The sequence below is a fragment of the Achromobacter sp. GbtcB20 genome, assembly GCF_019091095.1.
Lineage (GTDB): Bacteria > Pseudomonadota > Gammaproteobacteria > Burkholderiales > Burkholderiaceae_B > Achromobacter > Achromobacter mucicolens.
Map to the genome: position 1 here is coordinate 1 of NZ_JAGXJZ010000720.1, position 252 is coordinate 252.

The window sequence follows — 252 nt, forward strand, 5'->3', positions numbered from 1 at the left end:
CGATGCACTCGCGCTCGGCGGCAACCAGGCTTGGCACCTGGCCGCGATCCATGCCGGCGTGCCCCAGGTGACGCAACCGACCCAGGAGCAGTTCGTGCCGCAGATGGGCAACCTCGAGCTGCTCGGCGGCGTGAACTTCAAGAAGGGCTGCTATCCGGGCCAGGAGATCGTCGCGCGCAGCCAGTACCTCGGCAAGCTCAAACGCCGTACGACGCTGGCCACGGTCGAGAACGCGGCGGCGCGCGCCGGCGA

Annotated in this window: 1 protein-coding gene; it reads left to right on the forward strand. The window is 69.4% G+C overall.

Annotation, left to right across the window (positions count from 1 at the left end):
* Positions 1-252, forward strand: a 252-nt coding sequence (locus KVT32_RS30840) for a folate-binding protein YgfZ (RefSeq protein WP_217619511.1), incomplete at both ends; no start/stop codon positions are given.